Genomic DNA, 21,112 nt, shown 5'->3' with positions numbered 1-21,112 from the left:
GAATACATCCACTACTACAACCATGATCGGATCAAACAAAAACTAAAGGGATTGAGCCCGGTTCATTACCGAACTCAATCCCTTCTGGTAACCTAACAAAACTGTCCAACTTTTGTGGGTCAGTTCACTAGGAGTCCTTTTTTATTTGCGCTCTAGCGTAATGAAGCTAAAGGTAATATCACCTTCGGATCCAGGAGTGCGTTCTACTTCTTTCCAATCTGATGCATTGGGAACCGTAAAGAAAGTATCGCCACCATCAATGTCCATATCAATCTCAGTAATATAGAGTCGGTCTGCTTTCGGAAATGCCTGCGTGAAGAGCTGCTCACCACCAATGACAAAAACACGAGGGAACTCGCTTAAGCTGTTCAAGGCTTCATCAAGGGATCCGACTAACTCACCACCAGTAGCCACATAGGATGCATTGCGGCTTACTACGATATTCCGGCGTCCAGGAAGCGGTCGTCCAATGGATTCCCAAGTCTTACGACCCATGATCACAGGGTGCCCCATGGTGATACGCTTGAAGAACTGTAAATCAGCCGAGATCTTCCAGGGCATTTGATTATTACGGCCAATGACGTTATTGCGTGAGCGCGCAACAATCATAGAAATAGCAGGTTGAGTCATGAGTACGATTCTTAAATGGCTACAGGAGCTTTAATGTGAGGATGAGATTCATAGCCGACGATTTCGAAGTCTTCAAACTCGTAATCAAAGATTGAATCAGGCTTACGCAAAATATTAAGCTTAGGCAAAGAGAAAAAGTCTCTCGACAGCTGAAGTTCTACTTGTTCAAGATGATTGCTATACAAGTGACAGTCACCACCAGTCCAAATGAAGTCTCCCACCTCCAGATTACATTGTTGCGCCATCATATGCGTTAGCAATGCATAGCTAGCAATGTTGAATGGCACGCCCAAGAAGATGTCCGCACTACGTTGATAGAGCTGGCAGGACAACTTGCCGTCTGCTACGTAAAACTGAAAGAAGGCATGACAAGGCGCTAATGCCATGCGAGGAATATCAGCAACGTTCCAAGCAGACACGATAATGCGACGTGAGTCAGGATTCTTTTTGATAGTCTCAACCACTTCGGAGATTTGATCAATATGTTGACCATTCGGTGCGGGCCATGAGCGCCACTGATAGCCGTAGATGGGGCCTAAATCACCATCAGGTGCTGCCCATTCATTCCAGATGGATACGCCGCGCTCTTTAAGCCAGTTGTTATTTGTGCTGCCTTTGAGGAACCAGAGTAATTCATAGATGATGGACTTCAGGTGCAGCTTTTTGGTAGTCACCATTGGGAAGCCATCAGCCAAGTTAAAGCGCATTTGGTGCCCGAATACAGAGACCGTGCCAGTTCCTGTTCTGTCAGACTTTTGAACTCCCTTGGCGAGGACTTCCTTCATGAGATCGTGATATTGACGCATATATTGGCTAAAAGTGGTTATGTATTAACGAATTAAGGATAGCTTACTCGAATGTGGGCGACTTCACCCCGAGAGCCTTGTGAAGCTTGGGGGAGGTAGTTGTATATTGCAGCTGAATCTGCTTTTCTGGGTTCAGGTACGCTGCTGCTGCAAAGGCAGCCAGGGCGGCCTCATGAAAGCCTGACAGAATCAACTTCTTCTTGCCTGGGTAAACATTGATGTCGCCAACTGCATAAATTCCGGGGATGCTGGTTTGGAATTTTTCTGTATCAACACAGATTTGTTTGCGGTCGATATTCAGGCCCCACTCTGCAATCGGACCCAACTTAGGGGAGAGTCCGTAAAATACTAAAAGATCATCGAGTGGAATCTGTTTTGCTTCGCCATCAATATTGGTGAAAGCAATTTCAGCAAGTCGATCACCTCTCACTTCGTAGCCGGTCACTTGTCCGATGAGCAGATTCATCTGCTTATTGGCGCAAAGTTCACGCATTCTCGCAATTGATTTTGGCGCAGCTTTAAAGTCGTCGCGACGATGTATCAAGGTAACGCTAGAGGCAATCTCAGAAAAATGAATCGCCCAATCTAGTGCTGCATCGCCACCACCACAAATCACAATTCTTTTGCCTGTAAATTGCTCAGGATTTTTAACGTGATAGAAAACTTGTTTTCCCACAAAGGCATCAATGCCTTCAATGTTGATGGTACGGGGCTGGAAGGCCCCTACGCCACCAGCAATAAAGACGCTTTTACTAAGAAAGTGATTGTCTAGTGAGGTGCTAACAAGAAAGCGCCCATCAGCCTGACGTTCAAGCTTACTAACTTCTTGACCCAGATGAAATTGAGCGTTGAAGGGTTCAATCTGTTTGAGTAAATTATTGGTGAGTTCGCGTCCAGTGCACACTGGAATCGCAGGAATATCGTAGATGGGTTTATCTGGATAAAGTTCAATGCATTGACCGCCAACCTCTGGGAGCGAATCAATGACATGCGCTTTGATTTCCAGGAGACCTAATTCAAAAACCTGAAAGAGACCCACAGGACCGGCGCCAATGATGACGGCATCGGTTTCTATAGGTGTATTCGACACAATTTCTTTGGTTAGTAAATTACTTTACTAGCTGATCAAGTTTGTTTTTAACGTCTTTCCATTCTTCAGCATCTGGAAGAGCTGCTTTGGACTTGGTGATCGAAGTCCAAGAAGGAGAGAGTTCAGCATTCAGTTTGATAAACGCTTGTTGGTCACCAGGCACGTCGTCTTCAGCATAAATTGCATTTACTGGGCACTCAGGTACGCACACTGCGCAGTCAATGCATTCGTCTGGATCAATGACTAAAAAATTGGGGCCTTCGCGAAAGCAGTCAACTGGACAAACATCAACGCAGTCGGTGTATTTGCAACGGATACAAGCTTCGGTAACAACGTAAGTCATGGCGGTTTTGTTTCGAGAGCCCCAAAAAGCTGGGTGCTAAGTTATAAAAGTTCAATTTTAGCTGAAGTAGCCTATTTTTCAGGCGAAAGGGTCTATTTAGTTGAGGTAAAGTTCCCACTATGAATACCCAGTCAAATACCCATGCTAGCAAGCAAAAACCCAGAATCCTGGTTACAAGAGCCATTTTCCCAGAGGCTTTGGCTAAATTAGAGGAATCTTATGAGGTTCGATCCAATCAAGAGGATAGGATTTTTAGTCCCGAAGAGTTGCAAAAAGAACTCTCTGGGGTTGTAGGGGCTTTAGTTGCTGGTAGCGAAAGAATTGATGCCGACGCACTTGCTCATGCAAAAGACTTGAAGGTGGTGGCTAATATTTCTGTGGGCTATAACAATTTTGATGTGCCAGCAATTACTGCTGCAGGTGTGATGGCTACGAACACTCCGGATGTATTAACAGACACTACCGCTGATTTTGGTTTTGCGTTACTCATGGCAACGGCAAGACGCATTACTGAATCCGAGCATTGGGTGCGTGCGGGTCAGTGGGATAAGTGGTCGATTGTGAATAATCCACTTGGTATGGATTTGCATCACAGCACAGTGGGCATTATTGGTATGGGGCGTATTGGCCAAGGAATTGCTAAGCGTGCTTTAGGTTTTGGAATGAATGTGATTTATCACAATCGCAGCCATTTATCTGAGGTTGATGAAAAAGCCTGTGGCGCTAAATATGTTTCTAAAGAAGAATTACTTCGCACCGCTGATCACGTAGTTCTAGTGTTGCCTTATAGTGCCCAGAGTCATCATACGATTGGGGCTAAAGAAATTGCACTCATGAAACCGACTGCAACCCTTATAAACATTGCCCGCGGGGGTATTGTGGATGATGCGGCGCTGGCTCAAGCTCTCAAGGAGAAACGAATCTTTGCTGCTGGCTTAGACGTGTTCGAAGGAGAGCCTAAAGTACATCCCGAGCTATTGAAATTGAGTAACGTTGTGCTTGCTCCACACATTGCTAGCGCCACAGAAAAAACACGTAGAGCAATGGTGGATTTAGCAGTGGATAATTTACGTGCAGCGCTTGATGGGAAAAAACCACCTAGCCTGATTAATGCAGAAGTCTACAAAGCTTAGAAAAAAATAAAGCCGAGTATTACTCGGCTTTATTACTTGGGGCTTAGCTAGGAATCTTGAGCTACTTACTCAGCGTCAATTTCTTCTGGCAGTTCGCGCAATGCTAATTCAATACCGCCGAATTTGCCAGCAACCCAGTTATAGACTTTGCAGGCGATCCACAACAATCCAAAGCCGAGTAGAGCATTGAGAATGAGTGCGGATAGCACAGTGAATCCAGGAATGGCGCCATCCCGAATGAAGGCTACAAACAGAGCCAACAATACGATCGGTACGGAGAAGCAGAGATAAACCAAAACCAAGGTTTTGGCGGTATGCATTGGGTCTAGAAAGACGAGTTCTTTTTTGCTAAGTTTCATGATGACGCAATCTTAAAGCAGTCCATCAAAAAGCGCTATATCTACCCAGTCTCCAGCAGCAACATTTCCCTGTTCGTGACCTAGGATCACAAAGCAATTCGCCTCACTCATCGAGCGCAAAATTCCGGCGCCTTGGCTTCCAGTTAGCCTTACTGTTGGCTTGCCATCAGCTCCACGCCCTAGAATGGCGCGCTGAAATTCTGTGCGACCCGGCTTTTTCCGAATAGGAGCTTCGGCAATAGCTTGGGTAAGAGGCGGTTCGGTTTGATTGGCGCCATTGAGCTGCAGAAGTGCTGCACGGACAAATTGATAGAAGGTCACCATGACCGCTACCGGATTCCCGGGCAGACCAAAGAAAAGGGTTTTGCGAGCAGGAGATTTTCCAGCTACAGGCTTAAGAACTCCAAAGGCCATGGGGCGTCCTGGGCGCATGGCGATTTTCCAAAAGCCGACATCGCCTAACTCTTGCATGATCTGTTTCGTGAAATCTGCTTCGCCAACCGAAACACCCCCGGAAGAAATCAATACATCCGCTTTACTGGCTGCCTCGATAAAGGCTTGCTTCAAAGAGGCGGGGTCGTCGCGCACAATCCCGCAGTCAATGATGTCTATATTTAAGCGGTTAAGCAAACCAGTAAGACTATAGCGATTACTGTCATAGATGCTACCCGCATCCAATGCTTGGCCTAGTGCACGCAATTCATCGCCTGAAGACAGAATGGCTACTTTAAGTTTGCGCCTTACGGGTAAAGAGGCGATACCTAGTGATGCAACTAAACCTAGATCAGAAGGGCGCAGTAAGCGACCGGCAGCGATTGCAGGTTTACCCTTTTGAAGATCCTCGCCACGTAAGCGTCGGTTCTCGCCAGGCTTTAATTGATCTTGCTTGAATTCAATCGTAAGCCCATCTTTGGCATTTGTGAATTCTTGTGGAATGACGGTATCGCAGCCAGTAGGCATCAGAGCGCCAGTCATGATTTTGAGGCACTCTCCTGCACCAATGCTGTCTTCATAAGGCTTGCCTGCAAGTGCTGTGCCAATCACTCTCAATGAAATAGATGGACTGCTTGTATCGAGGCATTTGCCATCAAATGCATAACCATCCATCGCAGAATTGTCAGCAGCCGGAACATCGATGGGTGAAAGTAAATCAACTGCCAATATTCGATTAATCGCCTGATCTAATGGAGCAGTTTCAATGTCTGCGGGATCATTAATTGCTGTAGCCTCTTGAATGAGATCATCTACCAACGCAGCAATTGCCTTACGCGCGTCATCAACATGTAGCGACGAGGTTAATAGAATTGCTTGGTTTGGGGAATGACTCATGCTGATACTTCTTCTAGTGCCTTTAGCTCTTCAGGGGTATTCACATTAGCAAAAGACTGGGGGTGATTGAATATGACGGTGCTGCTACGCAACTCTTTAAACCAGCGATCAATTTTGAGATCTCCTGTTTGAAGAAATTGATTCAATGAATCCTGCAAGTTACTCTGCATAAGGCAAAAAACAGGCTGCGCCCATACTTTGCCATCGACCTCTTTCGTAGATGCGTACACCAATTGAAAATCACCCCGTTCCATCTCGGTAATTAATGACTCTGCGAGATTATTGGGTAGCAAGGGCGAGTCGCAAGGCGAGGTAAGGAGATAAGGGGTCTTGCAGGCCTTCAGGCCTACAGAGAAGCCTGCTAGCGGACCTGAAAAATCTGGTGTCTCATCCATGATTACTGGATATCCATAGCTCGCATACTTAGTGATGTTGCGATTGGCATTAATCACAATGGTTTGCGCTTGGGGCTTAAGCTTTGCAATAGCTGACTCAATGAGTGGTTTACCGTGGAAAGGAATCAGCCCTTTATCAATACCACCCATACGTTGCGCACGTCCACCAGCAAGTATGAGTGCAGTGATGTCTTTAGTAGAAATCATTAACCACCAATGTAAGACATTTCAACCTTGCGGTTGCTGGATGATAGATTCGCAGTATGTGAGCCTCGAATTTCTGAATAGTGATCGTCGCGAGTTGACCAGGTATTCATTACCGCGTTGGCGATTTCTAAATCACTCTTGCCCGAGCGCAATAAGGTTTTGAAGTCAAAACCTTCATTAGCAAAGAGACAGAGATACATCTGGCCATCAGTCGAGATGCGAGCTCTAGAGCATTCGTGACAGAAGGTTTGGGTAACACTGGAGATCACGCCAATCTCACCTGAGCCATCGACATAACGCCAGCGCTGTGCGACTTCGCCGATATAGTTAGCCTCTACTGGCTCCAAAGGAAAAGCTTCATGAATTCTGGCAATGACTTCTTTAGACGGAAGTACCTGTTCCATATTCCAGCCATTAGAGCTGCCTACATCCATAAATTCAATAAAACGCAGAATGACTCCACTGCCTTTAAAGTGCTTAGCCATCGCAACAATCTCATGATCGTTGGTACCTTTCTTCACCACCATATTGACTTTGATGTTTTGGAAGCCTGCTTCTTGCGCGGCGGCAATGCCATCGAGCACATCGGCAACGGGGAAGTCGACGTCATTCATTTTTTTAAAGATGGCGTCATCCAAACCATCAAGACTGACTGTCAATCTTTGTAGACCTGCGGCTTTTAGTGCAGCAGCTTTCTTGCGCAAGATGCTACCGTTAGTAGTGAGAGTGAGGTCCAGCGCTTTATCTTCTGGAGTGCGCACTTTGGCCAACATCTCAATGAGTACTTCTAAGTTCTTGCGTAGTAAAGGCTCGCCACCAGTCAGTCTAATTTTTTCAACGCCCAAAGTAGCGAAAATAGAGGTGAGGCGAGTGATTTCTTCAAAGCTCAGTAATTCTTTATGAGCTAAGTAGGGATAGTTTTGGTCGAATACTTCTTTAGGCATGCAATAAGTGCAGCGAAAGTTGCAGCGATCGGTCACGGAGATACGAAGATCTCTTAGGGTGCGTCCCCGAGTGTCTTTGGTATGACCATGTGGCGTGATGAGTTGGGCGCCAATAGACGGCATCAGGCCTTTACCTTCATCGATGCGTATCGGAATTACCTTGGGGTTTACTTTTTCAACCATGCTCTCAATTATGGCTGTGAAACGGGGTTTCTGCCAAACCGCCAAATATCCTTTTGGGATAAATGGCGGTCTGGAGAAAAGCTTGAATAAGCGTTAAACCGTTTTTTCTTGTCCGCCGGTTTCAACTAAAACCATTGGGCCATCAGGAAGGCTAGCAGCCGGTTTGGGTGCTCTGCCTAAGTTATGAGCCACTGGCTCTGCCTGAATCTGGCTTTGAGCATCAGCATGCTTAGAAGAGTCGGTAGCGACCCAGATCATGCCTGCTGATTGCACAACGCTATGCAACGGAGTTTCTTCAAGTGCCTGGAAGGCAACTTTAGGAAGTTCTGGTGCAGGTTTAGTGATTACTTCTAGCGGAGCAGCCGCAACAGCCACTGGAGCTGGAGCAGATGCAGAGTTTGGTGCAGGACGATTTGATTGACGTGGAGCACGTGGTGCGCGCTCTTGTCTTTCTTGTTTCTCTGCCACAGGTTTTGCGTTACCAAAGCTGTTCACGATGTTCTGAATTGGCATGCTTGCAGATGCGCCAGCCATTCCTACAGGAGGGCCTGCAAATGGACTTGCGGACACAGCAGTTGCAGGTGTATTGGCAACATCATTGCCGCCTTCCGTGCGCTCGCCACGTTGACCACGACCACGACCACGACGATTGCGACCACGACCGCGACGCTCTTCACCATCAGCACCTGGAGCAGGTTCGCTACCAGGAGCTGCTTCAGTTGCAGGGGTTATTGCCGCTGGATTGGCTTGATTACGATTGCCATCTTGACGCTCTGGCTTTGGGCCATTTTGATTGCCTTGATTGCGGTTGCCGTTACGGTTGTTGCGGTTGCGATTATTATTGGCGCCTTCTGCTGGAGTGCCTTCAGCTGCAGCTGCTGCTGCTGGGCGCTCAGTACGCTCGCCACGACGGTTACGACCACGATTGCGATCATTGCCATTACGACCTTGATTACGGCCACGTGGATTGCTTGATGCAGGCTTCTCTTCAACTACTGGAGCTGAGGCGAAAAGCTTCTTAATAAATCCAAAGAAGCCCCCAGAGCTTTCAGTCGCCACTGTTTCAGTGCGTGCAGGACGTGGCTGGCTAACTGGCGCAGGTTGTGTTGGTGTGATTCCCTTGACCGCTGCTTCTGGACGCACTTTTACATCAGCATCTTTTTTGCTAACTGTTGTGTCTGTCTCGAGTTCGCGAGCAGCTTCTTCCGCCATTACGTAGCTAGCTTTTTGATCGTCCAGACGTGGGTCGTCATGGCGCAAACGCTCGAGCTTGTAATGCGGAGTTTCTAGATGCTTGTTAGGAACCATCAAGACATTCACTTTGAAGCGAGTCTCGATTTTGATTACTTCAGCACGTTTTTCATTCAAGAGGAAGGCAGCCACTTCGACTGGTACCTGTGTATGAATCGCTGCTGTGTTTTCCTTCATTGCCTCTTCTTGGATGATGCGCAGAACTTGCAATGCAGAAGATTCAGTATCGCGAATATGGCCGGTGCCGTTACAACGTGGGCAGGTTACATGGCTACCTTCAGACAATGCCGGGCGCAAGCGCTGACGAGACATTTCCATTAAGCCAAACTTGGAGATCTTGCCCATCTGAACGCGAGCACGGTCATGACGCAGAGCATCACGTAAACGGTTCTCAACATCTTTCTGAGCTTTACTCGATTCCATATCAATGAAGTCGATCACGATCAAGCCACCTAAGTCACGCAAACGCGCTTGACGGGCGATTTCATCGGCGGCTTCTAAGTTGGTGCGAGTTGCAGTCTCTTCAATATCAGAACCACGGGTTGCGCGTGCTGAGTTGACGTCTACTGAAACTAAGGCTTCAGTGTGGTCGATTACGATTGCGCCGCCAGATGGCAATGGCACAGTGCGTGAGTAGGCAGTTTCAATTTGATGCTCAATTTGGAAGCGAGAGAACAAAGGCACATCATCTTGATAGCGCTTTACTCGTGGCAAATTGTCAGGCATGACTACAGACATAAATGCTGCAGCTTGTTCGTAGATGTCATCGGTATCGATGAGGATCTCACCAATATCAGGCTGGAAGTAATCGCGAATCGCGCGAATCACTAAGCTAGATTCGAGGTAGATCAGTAATGGAGCGGAGTTGCCTTTAGCAGCTTCGTCAATCGCTTTCCACAATTGCATGAGGTAACTTAAGTCCCACTGCAATTCGGTGGCATCGCGACCAATACCAGCGGTACGAGCAATGATGCTCATGCCATCTGCTACTTCTAATTGAGCCATCGCTTCGCGGAGTTCTTGACGGTCTTCACCTTCAATGCGGCGGGAAACGCCACCTCCACGTGGGTTATTTGGCATGAGAACCAGATAACGGCCTGCCAAGGAGACAAAGGACGTGAGGGCTGCACCTTTTTGGCCGCGCTCTTCTTTTTCTACTTGAACAATGATTTCTTGACCTTCGCGCAAGGCATCCTTGATGGAGGCGTTACGAACGTCTGTACCTTCTTTAAAGTAACTGCGGGCAACTTCCTTAAATGGCAAAAAGCCATGACGCTCTTCGCCGTAATTAACAAAGCAGGCCTCAAGGGAAGGTTCAATACGGGTAATGACACCTTTGTAGATATTGCCTTTGCGTTGTTCACGGCCGGCAGCTTCGATATCGATATCAATGAGTTTTTGACCATCAACGATGGCAACTCGCAACTCTTCTTGTTGAGTTGCATTAAACAACATGCGTTTCATAACACTCTCCTATGGGGGAGGGCGTCGTTGCGCGCTGCGTTAGGGGACAAGTTAGATACCGCTTGGGACTAAGCCCAAGGTGGTTTATGAGTGTGGATCATGCAAATCTAGACATTTTTTGCCTAGTTCACCAGCTTAACTGTTGGTTAATTTGGTGCCACACCTGACGATCGCCGCAGAGACCTCCTTTAGGTCATCAATGCAGGCGCGCGCCTGAAAACTGTCTTCTAATCGCGGGTCGCGGCATACGGCACACCAACCCTGCGCCTCATTACAACGGGGGAGGGGCAACCCCGGGAGTCTTTTAAAGGGCGACTCCAAGCTCCACGATTCAAACCTGGCTTCAGGTTGGTCTCGGGCCAATAAATTGGCTAGAGCGTTGATTATACGGCACAAGTTGCGTGACAATGGGGTATTGTTGAGTCCCTTGTCATCCCCTGGTGGGGTCACGAGAGAGATAAATCATGAAATCCGAACCTATTTCCAAGCCTTTAAAGGTAAAAACGCCCTCTACTTCAGCTCCTGCTGCAGTGCATCTTCAGACCATTGGTCCCGAAGAGGCCGGTCAACGCTTGGATAATTATCTATTGCGCTGGGCCAAAGGTGTTCCCAAAAGCCACGTTTATCGAATTATTCGATCTGGCGAGGTCCGGGTCAATAAAAAGCGGGCTGAGCCAACCACCCGTCTGATTGAGGGCGATGTAGTGCGACTCCCCCCAGTCCGAATTGCTGAACCGGCCCAAATGGCTGAGGTTAATAGTGCCCAAACCAAATCTCGGGCGCATGGCTACTCAGACAAAATGCCGATTCTTTTTGAGGATGAAGCGCTCTTAATAGTGAATAAGCCGGCTGGTTTGGCTGTTCATGGCGGCTCAGGCATTGCACTTGGGGTCATTGAGACCCTGCGCATTACCCGCCCCGAACTCAAGTTCTTGGAATTGGTCCATCGCTTGGACCGTGATACCTCAGGGGTTTTGCTCCTAGCTAAAAAGCGGAGCGCTTTAGTGGAATTGCACCGTCAAATTCGTGAGGGGCAAACCGACAAGCGCTATTACTTACTTGCACATGGTGAAATTGTGCAAGGTGCGCAAACTATGCAACTCAAATATCCGCTGCATAAATATCTTCTGCCTAATGGCGAGCGTCGTGTTCGGGTTGATCCAGATGGGGTGCCCAGCCATACGGCCTTACGGGTAACTAAAACACTCAAGCGTGAAGACGCGACTATCACTCTGGCTGAGGCGCAACTTAAGACAGGACGCACTCACCAAATCCGAGTCCATTTGCAAAAGCTAGGGCACGCAATTTTGGGTGACGATAAATATGGCTTTGAAGATTTAGATAAGGTAGTTAAGTCCAAACGCTTATATCTGCACGCTCATCTGGCTGGTTTTACACATCCACGAACTGGTGAAAAGATGCGCATTGAGTCGCCATTACCCCCAGAATTTTCGGCCATGATCAAAACCTTTGAGTAGTCAATATCAGAATGTCGCAAGCCAATAAATCGAATCGACCGTATGACCTGATTGTGTGGGATTGGGATGGAACCATCATGGATTCCACGCCAACCATCGTGCATTGCATTCAGCAAGCGTGTCGCGATTTAGGTTTTAAGGCGCCAGACGATACCTTAGCAAGTTCGGTCATTGGTTTGGGGATTCAAGATTCATTGCGCAGAGCAGTGCCTTGGATAGAGCCGGCTCATTTTCCAAAACTGACAGAGCGTTTTCGTTATCACTACTTAGCAAAAGATCATGAGCTTGATTTGTTTGTTGGCATTCGGAAGCTTTTAGAGGAGCTGCATGCAAAACAATATCTATTGGCTGTTGCCACTGGAAAGTCGCGCGTCGGATTAGATCGCTCGCTGCAACATCATCAGATCGGCCATCTCTTTCATGAGACTCGTACAGCCGATGAATCTTTTTCTAAGCCTCATCCAGGAATGTTGTTGGAGCTATCAGATGTCACCCAGGTGCCGACCCGTCGTATGCTCATGATTGGCGACACTACCCATGACTTAGATATGGCAGCTAATGCTGGGGTCGATGCGGTAGCGGTAACTTATGGCGCCCATCCTCCGAGCACTTTAAAAGAGTCGCCATCATTGGCGCATGTGGATGATGTTGCGCAACTTTCACAATGGCTTAAAAATAACCTGCAACACTAAGGAAGTAAAAAGATGGAAAACAACCCAAACCCCAATTGGGAACGTCAAGCTCTCGAACATCTCTTGTTGGAGAACTTGAAGGAGACTCGTAAAGCGCGTCGTTGGAAGGCAGTCTTGAGAATCCTGACATTATTGGTGATCGTAGGTGCCTTGCTTTCTATATTTGACTTTCATCTTCCGGGTAAAGGTATGGGGGTTGAAAAACATACTGCCTTAGTGACATTGGAAGGGGAAATTTCCTCCAGCTCGATGGCTAATGCGATGGATATCAATTCATCCTTACTATCTGCATTTGAAAATGAACATAGTGCCGGGGTTGTATTGCGCATCAATAGCCCCGGAGGTTCTCCAGTCCAGGCAGGCATGATTAATGATGAGATTCATCGCCTGCGCAAGCTCTACCCCAAAAAACCGTTTTATGTCGTAGTCGAAGACATTTGTGCTTCTGGCGGTTACTACGTTGCAGTTGCTGCGGATCAAATCTTGGTTGATAAAGCCAGTCTGGTGGGGTCGATTGGCGTGATCATGGAAGGCTTTGGTTTTACAGGCTTAATGGATAAGTTGGGTGTGACTCGTCGCATGATTACCTCAGGCTCCAATAAGGGCATGATGGATCCGTTCAGTAAAGAGAATCCAAAGCAAGTAGAGATGGTTAAGACCATGATCGATGAGATTCATCAGCAATTTATTGCAGTGGTGAAAGAGGGTCGTGGCGATCGCTTAAAAGACGTGCCAGATTTATTTTCTGGCCGTATCTGGAATGGCGAGCAAGCTGTGAAGATTGGCTTGGCCGATGGTTACGGTACTGTCGATACAGTTGCGCGCGATATCTTTAAAGCGCCCGATATTCTGGACTACACCATGAAAGAAAATTTCGCGGAGCGCGTTGCTAAACGCTTTGGCGCAGAAGCTGGTGCAGCTGCTGGTAAAGCTTTAGTGAAGACACCAGACTTAAAGTAAAAATAAAGTATTAAGATCTAGGCCAATAGTAGAAATACTGTTGGCCTATTTTGCAATGAAGCACAAGCAGCTTCATTTGGATATTTCTTGCGCCAATCCGCAATCGATTGCGTGGTAATCATTTCCGTCGGCAGACTAAGGTCCACTCCGAGACAGAGCAGACTTTGCGGCGCCAACGAATTGATGCAGGCCATGAGCATGGCGGTATTACGATACGGCGTCTCAATCCAAATTTGAGTTTGTTGTAATTTTCTAGATTCAACTTCAAGTTGCTTGAGCTTGGCGGTGCGCTCATGGGTGTCATGAGGCAAGTACCCCTGAAATGCAAAGCGTTGACCATTGAGCCCACTTGCCATTAGACCCAACAAGATCGAGCTCGGCCCAATGAGTGGCTTCACTTGGGCGCCTAGCTTGTGGGCTGCCAGCACTAACTCTGCACCAGGGTCAGCAACACCGGGGACCCCCGCTTCAGACATCAAGCCCATATCATTTCCGGCAAGCAAAGGCTTAAGTAAATCTGCCGGCTTAACCGCATCACCATACTTTGCATTGCGTGCAGCACCACGCCATTCACTCATTTGCATTTCTTGAATAGAGCATGCCAATGGAGAAATAGAATCGATTGCTTTTAATAGCGCACGCGCCGTTTTGGCATCCTCAACAATCCAGTGCTGTAGCTTGGCAGTTTGCGTAATCGTTTCCGATGGAAGTACCCAGGGCAATTGCTCGGCGCGACCATCGTCACCCAGTGTGTTGGGAACCAAATAAAGAGTGCCGAGTTTGTTCATGAATTGCTTCTTCTTATTTTCTAATTTTTTATTACTTAATATTTTTTGATGGGATTGCAAAACCGGCATCGCGCAGTAAGCCGGTTAACGCAATCAGCGGTAAGCCAATTAAAGCAGTTGGGTCATCACTCTTAATGGACTCTAGCAGGCTAATGCCAAGGCCTTCAGACTTAGCGCTGCCAGCGCAGTCATAAGGTTCTTCAGCAAGTAAATAGGCCTCTAAAGCACTGTCTGGCAGTTTGCGAAAGGTGACTTGAGTAGGAACGCATAAAGTGGTTTGGGTGTCGCCCTTCATCAAACATAACGCCGTTTGAAAAGTCACTACTTGACCACGCATGAGTTGTAGTTGCGCTAAAGCCCTTTCAAAATTACCTGGCTTACCAATTGCTGCACCACAAAGATCTGCAACTTGATCAGAGCCAATCACCCAAGCATTAGGATGTTCTTTGGCAACTGCGGCTGCTTTTGCTTGAGCAAGTCGAAGCGCTAAATCAAGAGTGCTCTCGCTGGTGAGTGGGGTTTCGTCTACCTTCGGTGAGATGACTTCAAAAGAGATACGTAGTCGTTCTAAAAGCTCACGGCGATATGCCGATGTAGATGCCAAGATGAGTCTTGGATTTTGAGGTGCATTTGTAGAGATACTCATTTTTGCTGTGCTTTCTAGGGGGGCTTCATTTAGACTGATGCCATGAATCGTAATCAAGTTTTACCTCAAGTCGTGTTATCTGCCGAGCCTAGTGCCTTAAGAAGGGTAGATTTTTGTGCCCCTCAATCTTATGTGGGGACTGGTTTTTTAAGCATGTCAGATATACCAAGAGTGGCTGAGGAGGCTTCAGTCGTCAATCCAGCCGATGGTTTCAATTGGTCAGTGAAGACTCATTTTCAGGATTCCCCGGGGAGTGAGCCCCATCAAATCCTCGAATTAGGCCTAAAAGGCCGTCTGCACCTGGTCTGCCAGCGCTGTTTACAAGATTGTGCGGTCGATTTGGATGAAAAACGTCGATTTATTCTGGTTTTGACAGATTCTGAGGCGGATGAATACCCCGTTGAGGATGAAGAGCAAGAGCCCCTGGTCGTAAATCAGCATTTTAACCTCCTGGAAACCATAGAGGATGAGGTTTTGCTGTCTTTACCCCTCATTCCAAAGCATCCAGATGGGTTTTGTGAGCCACACGCATCCACCTTTGGGGATGAGGCTGATGAGGGGCCATCAAATGAGCGGGAAAATCCCTTTAACGTATTGAAAAATATGAAGAAAAACTGAAATTAGGGGTTTTATTTCAGTTGTTGTTTTAAGTATCTTTTGTCAATAAATCAAGCGTTTAGGCACATTTCCATGCTAGAATATTGCCTTGCTTAGGAGTTCAATATGGCCGTTCAACAAAACAAAAAATCACCTTCCAAACGTGGCATGCACCGTGCGCACGACTTCTTGACCGCACCTGCTACGGCTGTTGAAGCCACAACTGGTGAGGCTCATTTGCGCCACCACATTTCACCTAACGGCTACTATCGTGGTCGTAAAGTTGTTAAAACCAAAAACGACTAATTTTTTAGTCTAAACAGATAGAAGCGGCTCCAGTAAAAGCCGCTTTTTTCTTGGATAAATCACTTGCAGCAATCAATGAGCTTATGAGCGTTACTCTTGCTATTGATGCCATGGGCGGAGATCATGGAGTCGTCGTGACGGTCCCGGCTGCCTGCGATTTTTTAGAAAAACATGCTGATGTGAAAATCACCCTCGTTGGTGATCCCGATTTAATCAAGCAAGCCTTGAGTAAATTTCCAAAAGCTCCTATGGAGCGAATTCAAATTATTTCCGCTAGTGAAGTCGTCTTGATGGATGATCCCATCGAGATTGCTTTACGTCGTAAAAAAGATTCATCTATGCGTGTTGCCATTGAGCAAGTTAAAGAAGGCGCTGCTGATGCTGTAGTTTCTTCTGGCAATACTGGTGCGCTCATGGCGATCTCTCGCTATATTCTCAAAACGCTTGAGGGTGTTGATCGTCCTGCGATTGCGACCGCCATCCCCAATGAATTAGGGCGCGGTACAACTATGCTGGACCTCGGTGCAAATGCCGACTGCGAGCCAATGCACTTAGTTCAGTTTGCCCAGATGGCAAACGTGATGGTGCAAGTGGTGGATGGCAAGGAAAACCCTTCAATTGGTCTTCTCAATATTGGTGAAGAAGTGATTAAAGGGAATGAAGTAGTTAAACAAACTGGCGAATTACTGCGTCAAACCTCTTTAAACTTTTACGGCAATGTAGAGGGCAACGACATCTTCAAGGGTACGACCGATATTGTGGTCTGCGATGGCTTTGTCGGTAACGTCGTTCTCAAGGCTAGTGAAGGTTTAGCAAAAATGATGAGTGGTTTGATTCGTCAAGAATTTAATCGCTCATGGCTTACTAAGTTGATGGCAATTTGCGCAATGGTGCCTTTATTAAGAGTCCGTAAGCGCGTTGATCATCGTCGTTATAACGGTGCAGTATTGTTGGGTTTACGTGGTTGTGTGATTAAGAGTCACGGTTCTGCTGATCGCTTTGCTTTTGGCTTTGCCTTGGATCGCGCCTATGAAGCGGCTAAGAACCGCATGGTGGAGCGTATTGCTGCAGCCTTTGTGGTGGAGACAAAAGTATGAGTATTTTTGCAAGAGTAGCGGGCACGGGAAGCTATCTTCCCGAGTTGCGCTTAACCAACCAAGACTTAGTTGAACGTCTTGCCAAAACTGGCCTAGAGACCAGTGATGAGTGGATTAAAACGCGTAGTGGAATTTCTGCACGCCACTTTGCTGCTGAAAACGAGCTGACTAGTGATCTAGCAATGAAGGCTGCGCAAGCAGCACTCCAGAGCGCCGGAATGACTTCTGAAGATTTAGACCTCATTATTTTGGCCACTTCTACGCCAGACCATTTGGGCGGCTTTCCAAGCACTGCTTGCGTAGTGCAGGATAAGTTGGGTGCCCATACTTCTTGCGCCGCTTTTGATGTGCAGGCAGTATGTGCTGGCTTTACTTATGCGCTCGCTATTGCAGATGCGTTTATTCGTTCTGGCACATATAAAAAGGTATTGGTAATTGGTGCAGAGACCTTCTCCCGCATTCTGAATTTCCAAGACCGTGGCACTTGCGTCTTGTTTGGCGATGGGGCTGGGGCGGTTGTGCTCGAGGCCTCAAATGAGGCAGGCATTCTCTCTACTGCATTACATGCTGATGGTAGTCAACGCGATATTTTGTGTGTTCCTGGGCGCGCTGGTAATGGCGAAGTTCATGGCTCCCCATTTATGACAATGGATGGTCCAGCAGTCTTTAAGCTAGCTGTGAAGGTTTTAGAGCAAGTAGCTCATGAGGCGCTTGATAAGGCCAGCCTGAAGCCGGAGCAAATCGATTGGTTGGTTCCCCATCAAGCCAATATTCGTATCATGGAAGGTACTGCTAAGAAGATGGGCATGTCCATGGATAAAGTGATCGTTACCGTGCATGAGCATGGCAATACTTCAGCTGCATCTATTCCGTTGGCATTAGATGCTGGCGTGCGCTCTGGGCAGATCAAGCGTGGACAACATCTCTTGCTAGAGGGCGTTGGCGGCGGATTCGCTTGGGGTGCGGTTGCCATTAAATACTAAGAGCAGCTCACTATATTTATTTACTCATCTCTTTAATTTCTTTATTAGTGAATTAATCACATGACATTTGCATTTGTATTCCCTGGCCAAGGCTCTCAATCTGTTGGGATGCTCAATTCCATTTCTGAGCGCCCAGAAGTGCGCGCAACATTGCAAGAGGCTTCCGAAGCATTGGGCGAAGACGTTGCAAAATTGATTTCTGAAGGCCCCGCCGAGGCATTGTCATTAACTACGAATACGCAGCCGGTGATGCTAACTGCGGGCGTTGCTTTTTATCGTGCTTGGTTGGCGGCGGGTGGTGCTGTACCCGAGGTGATGGCAGGTCACAGCCTGGGTGAGTACTCCGCCTTGGTTGCATCTGGCGTTATTTCTTTTAAAGATGCCGTACCTTTGGTGCGCTTTCGTGCCGAAGCGATGCAAAGTGCAGTGCCTGTTGGTACGGGCGGTATGGCAGCGATTCTTGGTTTAGATGATGCTATGGTGATTCAGGTTTGCGCTCAGGCTAGTGCTGTGTCTGGTTGTGTGGTTGAGGCTGTTAATTTCAATGCACCTGGACAAGTGGTGATTGCTGGTGCAAGTGATGCGGTTACCAAAGCATGCGAATTATTAAAAGCTGCTGGCGCTAAGCGAGCTCTGCCATTACCAGTTTCTGCGCCATTTCATTCTTCTTTGTTGCAGCCAGCCTCTGAAAAACTGAGAGGCTATTTAGCTAACATCGAATTTAAGGTGCCAACCATTGCCGTTATCAATAACGTAGATGTTGAAATCTTGAATGATCCGCTTGCGATTAAAGATGCGTTAGTGCGTCAAGCTGCCAAGCCTGTGCGCTGGCAGGAAACCATTCAGGCTATGGCTTCTCAGGGTATTACTCAGGTAGTAGAGTGCGGCCCAGGGAAAGTTCTGGCAGGCCTTACAAAACGTATTAATGATCAAGTGACGGGTATGCCAGTATTTGACGAAGCTAGCTTGAATGAAGTTCTGGCAACTCTGAAATAAAATCAAGACTAAAGAAAATTAAAGAAGTACTCAAAACAGCGGAAGACAAACATGAATCTCGACTTAAGTGGACAAATTGCCTTGGTAACTGGTGCCTCTCGCGGCATCGGTCAGGCAATTGCGGATGAGTTAGTAAAGTGCGGCGCCAAAGTCATTGGAACAGCGACATCCGAGAGTGGGGCTAAAGCGATTGATGAGCGCTTAAAAGCTTCAGGCGGTGCTGGCAAGGTACTGAATGTGACCGCTCCAAATGCTTGTGAAGAAATTATTGATCTGATCGTGAAAGAGTATGGCGGCATCAATATATTGGTGAATAACGCTGGCATCACGCGTGATAACTTATCTATGCGCATGAAGGCTGATGAGTGGACTGATGTGATTGATACCAATTTAAGTTCAGTTTTCCGCCTTTCTCAAGCGGTGATGCGCCCAATGATGAAGGCCCGTAGCGGCCGCATTATTAATATCACCTCTATTGTTGGTCATATGGGCAATCCTGGGCAGGCAAATTACGCAGCTGCAAAAGCGGGTGTCTCTGGAATGACTCGTGCCTTAGCCCGTGAAATTGGCAGCCGTAATATCACTGTAAATTGCGTAGCCCCTGGATTTATCGATACCGATATGACCCGCGCTTTGAGCGAAGAGCAGCAAAATGCCCTAAAAGTGAACATTCCTTTGGCGCGTTTGGGTAGTCCTGAGGATGTCGCCCAAGCGGTGGCCTTTTTGGCCTCTCCAGCCGCTGGTTACATTACGGGTAATACCCTCCACGTCAATGGTGGACTTTATTTAGCCTAACGGCAAAGCCAGGATTTTGTCATTTTTAGGCGAATTTGCTAATTCGGTCCGCCAAACTGATAAAATCCTTTCATCGTTTTTACAACCCCTGGGGAAATTAATGGACAACATCGAACAACGCGTTAAGAAAATCGTCGCTGAGCAATTAGGCGTCGCTGAAGGAGACATCAAGAATGAATCTTCTTTCGTGAACGACTTGGGCGCTGACTCTCTTGACACTGTTGAGCTGGTTATGGCTTTGGAAGATGAATTCGGCATCGAAATTCCTGATGAGGAAGCTGAAAAGATCACCACAGTTCAGCTCGCGATCGACTTCGCTACATCAAAAGCTCAGGGTTAATTCCCTAGCCTAGGTATTACTGTGTCAGCATCAAATGGCCGACGCCGGGTAGTAGTCACCGGCCTTGGTCTTATCTCACCTGTTGGTAATTCGGTTGATGTAGCTTGGTCAAATTTGCTTGCGGGCAAATCTGGCATTGCTACTATCACCAAGTTTGACCACACTCCGCTTAGCGTTCATTTCGCTGGAGAGGTGAAAGATTTCAATGTCGAAGAATATGTATCTGCCAAAGAGGCGCGCCATATGGATACCTTTATCCATTACGGCATTGCTGCTGGTACGCAAGCCATTCGCGACAGTGGTTTAGAGATTACCGAACAAAACGCTGAACGCGTTGGTGTTATGGTTGGCTCCGGTATCGGTGGCTTGCCAATGATTGAGGAAACGGGCGCTGAGTTATTGGCTCGTGGTCCTCGCCGTATCTCACCTTTCTTTGTTCCAGGCTCCATCATCAATATGATTTCTGGCCACCTCAGTATTTTGTTTGGTCTCAAAGGTCCAAACGTTGCTGCGGTAACAGCCTGTACAACGGGTTTACATAGTATTGGATTGGCTGCCCGATTAATTCAGTACGGTGATGCTGATGTCATGGTTGCTGGCGGTGCTGAATCTACTATCTCAGCATTAGGGGTTGGCGGTTTTGCTTCTGCAAGAGCGCTGTCTACTCGTAATGATGATCCTGCAACTGCATCACGCCCATGGGATAAAGACCGCGATGGTTTTGTTCTGGGCGAAGGCGCGGGTGTAGTTGTGATTGAGGAGTACGAGCACGCTAAAGCCCGTGGCGCAAAAATCTATTGCGAATTGTTAGGCTTCGGTATGAGTGGTGATGCTTATCACATGACTGCGCCAAATATGGATGGCCCACGTCGTTGCATGGTGAACGCAATGCGCGATGCCAAACTCAATCCAGATCAAATTCAGTATTTAAATGCTCACGGAACTTCTACGCCTTTGGGCGATAAGAATGAAACTGAAGCGATTAAGGCAGCTTTAGGCGATCACGCTAAAAAGACTTTAATTAACTCTACCAAGTCGATGACCGGTCACCTTTTGGGTGGTGCTGGTGGCTTGGAGTCTGTTTTCACGATTTTGGCTCTTCATAACCAAAAATCGCCACCTACTATCAATATCTTCAATCAAGATCCTGAGTGTGACTTGGACTACTGCGCCAATACCGCTAGAGATGTGAAGATTGACCATGCAGTCAAAAACAACTTTGGTTTTGGGGGTACTAACGGTACCTTGATTTTTGGCAAACTGACCTAATATTCTTAATATCTTCATTGTTGGTTTTCAC

24 protein-coding genes are annotated in these 21,112 nt (G+C 47.3%); 13 read left to right on the top strand and 11 right to left on the bottom strand.

What is annotated here, in order from left to right:
- Positions 1-96, top strand: a 96-nt coding sequence (locus tag ICN39_RS08840) for an IS3 family transposase (RefSeq protein WP_216233613.1), incomplete at its 5' end; no start/stop codon positions are given.
- A 45-nt stretch (positions 97-141) separates the two neighbouring features.
- Here ICN39_RS08840 and ICN39_RS08835 read toward each other — a convergent pair.
- From ICN39_RS08835 to fdxA, 4 genes are read right to left on the bottom strand one after another with little or no spacing between them, the layout of a single operon-like run.
- Positions 142-630 (bottom strand): dihydrofolate reductase, encoded by a 489-nt coding sequence (locus tag ICN39_RS08835; RefSeq protein ID WP_216233675.1) that lies wholly within the window; start codon positions 628-630, stop codon positions 142-144.
- An 11-nt stretch (positions 631-641) separates the two neighbouring features.
- On the bottom strand, positions 642-1,436 hold the full coding sequence (locus ICN39_RS08830; protein WP_216233674.1) for a thymidylate synthase: 795 nt from the start codon (positions 1,434-1,436) through the stop codon (positions 642-644).
- 43 nt (positions 1,437-1,479) lie between these two features.
- Positions 1,480-2,526, bottom strand: a complete 1,047-nt coding sequence (locus ICN39_RS08825) for an FAD-dependent oxidoreductase (RefSeq protein ID WP_216233673.1) — start codon at positions 2,524-2,526, stop codon at positions 1,480-1,482.
- A 19-nt stretch (positions 2,527-2,545) separates the two neighbouring features.
- Positions 2,546-2,869 carry a ferredoxin FdxA gene (gene fdxA, locus ICN39_RS08820; RefSeq protein ID WP_216122099.1) on the bottom strand — a complete coding sequence of 108 codons (324 nt, stop codon included), beginning with the start codon at positions 2,867-2,869 and terminating at the stop codon, positions 2,546-2,548.
- Positions 2,870-2,988: 119 nt separating this feature from the next.
- On the opposite strand from fdxA, the gene ICN39_RS08815 reads away from it, so the two are divergent.
- A complete protein-coding gene (locus ICN39_RS08815) occupies positions 2,989-4,002 on the top strand; it encodes a D-glycerate dehydrogenase (RefSeq protein ID WP_216233672.1) in 1,014 nt (337 codons plus the stop codon).
- A 65-nt stretch (positions 4,003-4,067) separates the two neighbouring features.
- Here ICN39_RS08815 and ICN39_RS08810 read toward each other — a convergent pair whose 3' ends face one another.
- From ICN39_RS08810 to ICN39_RS08790, 5 genes are all read right to left on the bottom strand, one after another.
- Positions 4,068-4,361: a hypothetical protein gene (locus ICN39_RS08810; protein WP_072583151.1), complete on the bottom strand. Its 294-nt coding sequence runs from the start codon at positions 4,359-4,361 to the stop codon at positions 4,068-4,070.
- Positions 4,362-4,373: 12 nt separating this feature from the next.
- Complete coding sequence (glp, locus tag ICN39_RS08805; protein WP_216233671.1) at positions 4,374-5,690, bottom strand: gephyrin-like molybdotransferase Glp; 1,317 nt, start codon at positions 5,688-5,690, stop codon at positions 4,374-4,376.
- Positions 5,687-6,292 (bottom strand): molybdenum cofactor guanylyltransferase MobA, encoded by a 606-nt coding sequence (gene mobA / locus ICN39_RS08800; RefSeq protein WP_216233670.1) that lies wholly within the window; start codon positions 6,290-6,292, stop codon positions 5,687-5,689. Before mobA ends, glp begins: the two co-directional genes overlap by 4 nt.
- A complete protein-coding gene (gene moaA, locus ICN39_RS08795; protein WP_255532411.1) occupies positions 6,292-7,359 on the bottom strand; it encodes a GTP 3',8-cyclase MoaA in 1,068 nt (355 codons plus the stop codon). The genes mobA and moaA overlap by 1 nt, the downstream gene beginning before the upstream one ends.
- A 153-nt stretch (positions 7,360-7,512) precedes the next feature.
- Positions 7,513-10,134 carry an Rne/Rng family ribonuclease gene (locus ICN39_RS08790; protein ID WP_216233668.1) on the bottom strand — a complete coding sequence of 874 codons (2,622 nt, stop codon included), beginning with the start codon at positions 10,132-10,134 and terminating at the stop codon, positions 7,513-7,515.
- Positions 10,135-10,598: 464 nt separating this feature from the next.
- Between ICN39_RS08790 and ICN39_RS08785 the strand changes: the two genes are divergently transcribed.
- From ICN39_RS08785 to sppA, 3 genes are read left to right on the top strand one after another with little or no spacing between them, the layout of a single operon-like run.
- Complete coding sequence (locus ICN39_RS08785; RefSeq protein ID WP_216233667.1) at positions 10,599-11,612, top strand: RluA family pseudouridine synthase; 1,014 nt, start codon at positions 10,599-10,601, stop codon at positions 11,610-11,612.
- Positions 11,613-11,623: 11 nt separating this feature from the next.
- A complete protein-coding gene (locus tag ICN39_RS08780; RefSeq protein WP_216233666.1) occupies positions 11,624-12,304 on the top strand; it encodes an HAD-IA family hydrolase in 681 nt (226 codons plus the stop codon).
- A 12-nt stretch (positions 12,305-12,316) separates the two neighbouring features.
- Positions 12,317-13,264, top strand: a complete 948-nt coding sequence (sppA, locus tag ICN39_RS08775) for a signal peptide peptidase SppA (RefSeq protein ID WP_216233665.1) — start codon at positions 12,317-12,319, stop codon at positions 13,262-13,264.
- 17 nt (positions 13,265-13,281) lie between these two features.
- Here sppA and ICN39_RS08770 read toward each other — a convergent pair whose 3' ends face one another.
- Together ICN39_RS08770 and ICN39_RS08765 are read right to left on the bottom strand one after the other, a co-directional pair.
- Complete coding sequence (locus ICN39_RS08770) at positions 13,282-14,052, bottom strand: SAM-dependent methyltransferase (RefSeq protein WP_216233664.1); 771 nt, start codon at positions 14,050-14,052, stop codon at positions 13,282-13,284.
- A gap of 31 nt (positions 14,053-14,083) precedes the next feature.
- Positions 14,084-14,698: a Maf family nucleotide pyrophosphatase gene (locus ICN39_RS08765; protein ID WP_216233663.1), complete on the bottom strand. Its 615-nt coding sequence runs from the start codon at positions 14,696-14,698 to the stop codon at positions 14,084-14,086.
- A 42-nt stretch (positions 14,699-14,740) separates the two neighbouring features.
- On the opposite strand from ICN39_RS08765, the gene ICN39_RS08760 reads away from it, so the two are divergent.
- From ICN39_RS08760 to fabF, 8 genes are all read left to right on the top strand, one after another.
- Complete coding sequence (locus ICN39_RS08760; RefSeq protein WP_216233662.1) at positions 14,741-15,316, top strand: DUF177 domain-containing protein; 576 nt, start codon at positions 14,741-14,743, stop codon at positions 15,314-15,316.
- Between the two features lie 105 nt (positions 15,317-15,421).
- Positions 15,422-15,601 (top strand): 50S ribosomal protein L32, encoded by a 180-nt coding sequence (gene rpmF, locus ICN39_RS08755; protein WP_011902241.1) that lies wholly within the window; start codon positions 15,422-15,424, stop codon positions 15,599-15,601.
- A gap of 83 nt (positions 15,602-15,684) precedes the next feature.
- Positions 15,685-16,698 (top strand): phosphate acyltransferase PlsX, encoded by a 1,014-nt coding sequence (gene plsX / locus ICN39_RS08750; RefSeq protein ID WP_216233661.1) that lies wholly within the window; start codon positions 15,685-15,687, stop codon positions 16,696-16,698.
- The gene (locus ICN39_RS08745; protein ID WP_216233660.1) at positions 16,695-17,681 is read left to right on the top strand and encodes a beta-ketoacyl-ACP synthase III; all 987 of its coding nucleotides are present in this window, start codon (positions 16,695-16,697) and stop codon (positions 17,679-17,681) included. Before plsX ends, ICN39_RS08745 begins: the two co-directional genes overlap by 4 nt.
- Positions 17,682-17,741: 60 nt before the next feature.
- Positions 17,742-18,677, top strand: coding sequence for an ACP S-malonyltransferase (fabD, locus tag ICN39_RS08740; RefSeq protein WP_216233659.1), 936 nt, complete (start codon positions 17,742-17,744; stop codon positions 18,675-18,677).
- Between the two features lie 51 nt (positions 18,678-18,728).
- Positions 18,729-19,472 (top strand): 3-oxoacyl-ACP reductase FabG, encoded by a 744-nt coding sequence (fabG, locus tag ICN39_RS08735; protein WP_216233658.1) that lies wholly within the window; start codon positions 18,729-18,731, stop codon positions 19,470-19,472.
- A 100-nt stretch (positions 19,473-19,572) separates the two neighbouring features.
- Positions 19,573-19,812: an acyl carrier protein gene (gene acpP, locus ICN39_RS08730; RefSeq protein ID WP_011902246.1), complete on the top strand. Its 240-nt coding sequence runs from the start codon at positions 19,573-19,575 to the stop codon at positions 19,810-19,812.
- A gap of 21 nt (positions 19,813-19,833) precedes the next feature.
- Positions 19,834-21,081 (top strand): beta-ketoacyl-ACP synthase II, encoded by a 1,248-nt coding sequence (gene fabF, locus ICN39_RS08725; protein ID WP_216233657.1) that lies wholly within the window; start codon positions 19,834-19,836, stop codon positions 21,079-21,081.
- Positions 21,082-21,112: the final 31 nt, after the last annotated feature.

The organism is Polynucleobacter sp. AP-Reno-20A-A9, assembly GCF_018882085.1.
Classification (GTDB): domain Bacteria; phylum Pseudomonadota; class Gammaproteobacteria; order Burkholderiales; family Burkholderiaceae; genus Polynucleobacter.
Note: the sequence above shows the minus strand (reverse complement) of the source record. Positions and strands in the feature narration are given on the sequence as shown.

Bases quoted from the DNA above. Each gene is read 5' to 3' on its own strand.
- ICN39_RS08835 (WP_216233675.1), bottom strand. From the start codon at position 630: ATGACTCAACCTGCTATTTCTATGATTGTTGCGCGCTCACGCAATAAC.
- ICN39_RS08830 (WP_216233674.1), bottom strand. From the start codon at position 1,436: ATGCGTCAATATCACGATCTCATGAAGGAAGTCCTCGCCAAGGGAGTT.
- fdxA (WP_216122099.1), bottom strand. From the start codon at position 2,869: ATGACTTACGTTGTTACCGAAGCTTGTATCCGTTGCAAATACACCGAC.
- ICN39_RS08815 (WP_216233672.1), top strand. From the start codon at position 2,989: ATGAATACCCAGTCAAATACCCATGCTAGCAAGCAAAAACCCAGAATC.
- ICN39_RS08810 (WP_072583151.1), bottom strand. From the start codon at position 4,361: ATGAAACTTAGCAAAAAAGAACTCGTCTTTCTAGACCCAATGCATACC.
- glp (WP_216233671.1), bottom strand. From the start codon at position 5,690: ATGAGTCATTCCCCAAACCAAGCAATTCTATTAACCTCGTCGCTACAT.
- mobA (WP_216233670.1), bottom strand. From the start codon at position 6,292: ATGATTTCTACTAAAGACATCACTGCACTCATACTTGCTGGTGGACGT.
- moaA (WP_255532411.1), bottom strand. From the start codon at position 7,359: ATGCCGTCTATTGGCGCCCAACTCATCACGCCACATGGTCATACCAAA.
- ICN39_RS08790 (WP_216233668.1), bottom strand. From the start codon at position 10,134: ATGAAACGCATGTTGTTTAATGCAACTCAACAAGAAGAGTTGCGAGTT.
- ICN39_RS08785 (WP_216233667.1), top strand. From the start codon at position 10,599: ATGAAATCCGAACCTATTTCCAAGCCTTTAAAGGTAAAAACGCCCTCT.
- ICN39_RS08780 (WP_216233666.1), top strand. From the start codon at position 11,624: ATGTCGCAAGCCAATAAATCGAATCGACCGTATGACCTGATTGTGTGG.
- sppA (WP_216233665.1), top strand. From the start codon at position 12,317: ATGGAAAACAACCCAAACCCCAATTGGGAACGTCAAGCTCTCGAACAT.
- ICN39_RS08770 (WP_216233664.1), bottom strand. From the start codon at position 14,052: ATGAACAAACTCGGCACTCTTTATTTGGTTCCCAACACACTGGGTGAC.
- ICN39_RS08765 (WP_216233663.1), bottom strand. From the start codon at position 14,698: ATGAGTATCTCTACAAATGCACCTCAAAATCCAAGACTCATCTTGGCA.
- ICN39_RS08760 (WP_216233662.1), top strand. From the start codon at position 14,741: ATGAATCGTAATCAAGTTTTACCTCAAGTCGTGTTATCTGCCGAGCCT.
- rpmF (WP_011902241.1), top strand. From the start codon at position 15,422: ATGGCCGTTCAACAAAACAAAAAATCACCTTCCAAACGTGGCATGCAC.
- plsX (WP_216233661.1), top strand. From the start codon at position 15,685: ATGAGCGTTACTCTTGCTATTGATGCCATGGGCGGAGATCATGGAGTC.
- ICN39_RS08745 (WP_216233660.1), top strand. From the start codon at position 16,695: ATGAGTATTTTTGCAAGAGTAGCGGGCACGGGAAGCTATCTTCCCGAG.
- fabD (WP_216233659.1), top strand. From the start codon at position 17,742: ATGACATTTGCATTTGTATTCCCTGGCCAAGGCTCTCAATCTGTTGGG.
- fabG (WP_216233658.1), top strand. From the start codon at position 18,729: ATGAATCTCGACTTAAGTGGACAAATTGCCTTGGTAACTGGTGCCTCT.
- acpP (WP_011902246.1), top strand. From the start codon at position 19,573: ATGGACAACATCGAACAACGCGTTAAGAAAATCGTCGCTGAGCAATTA.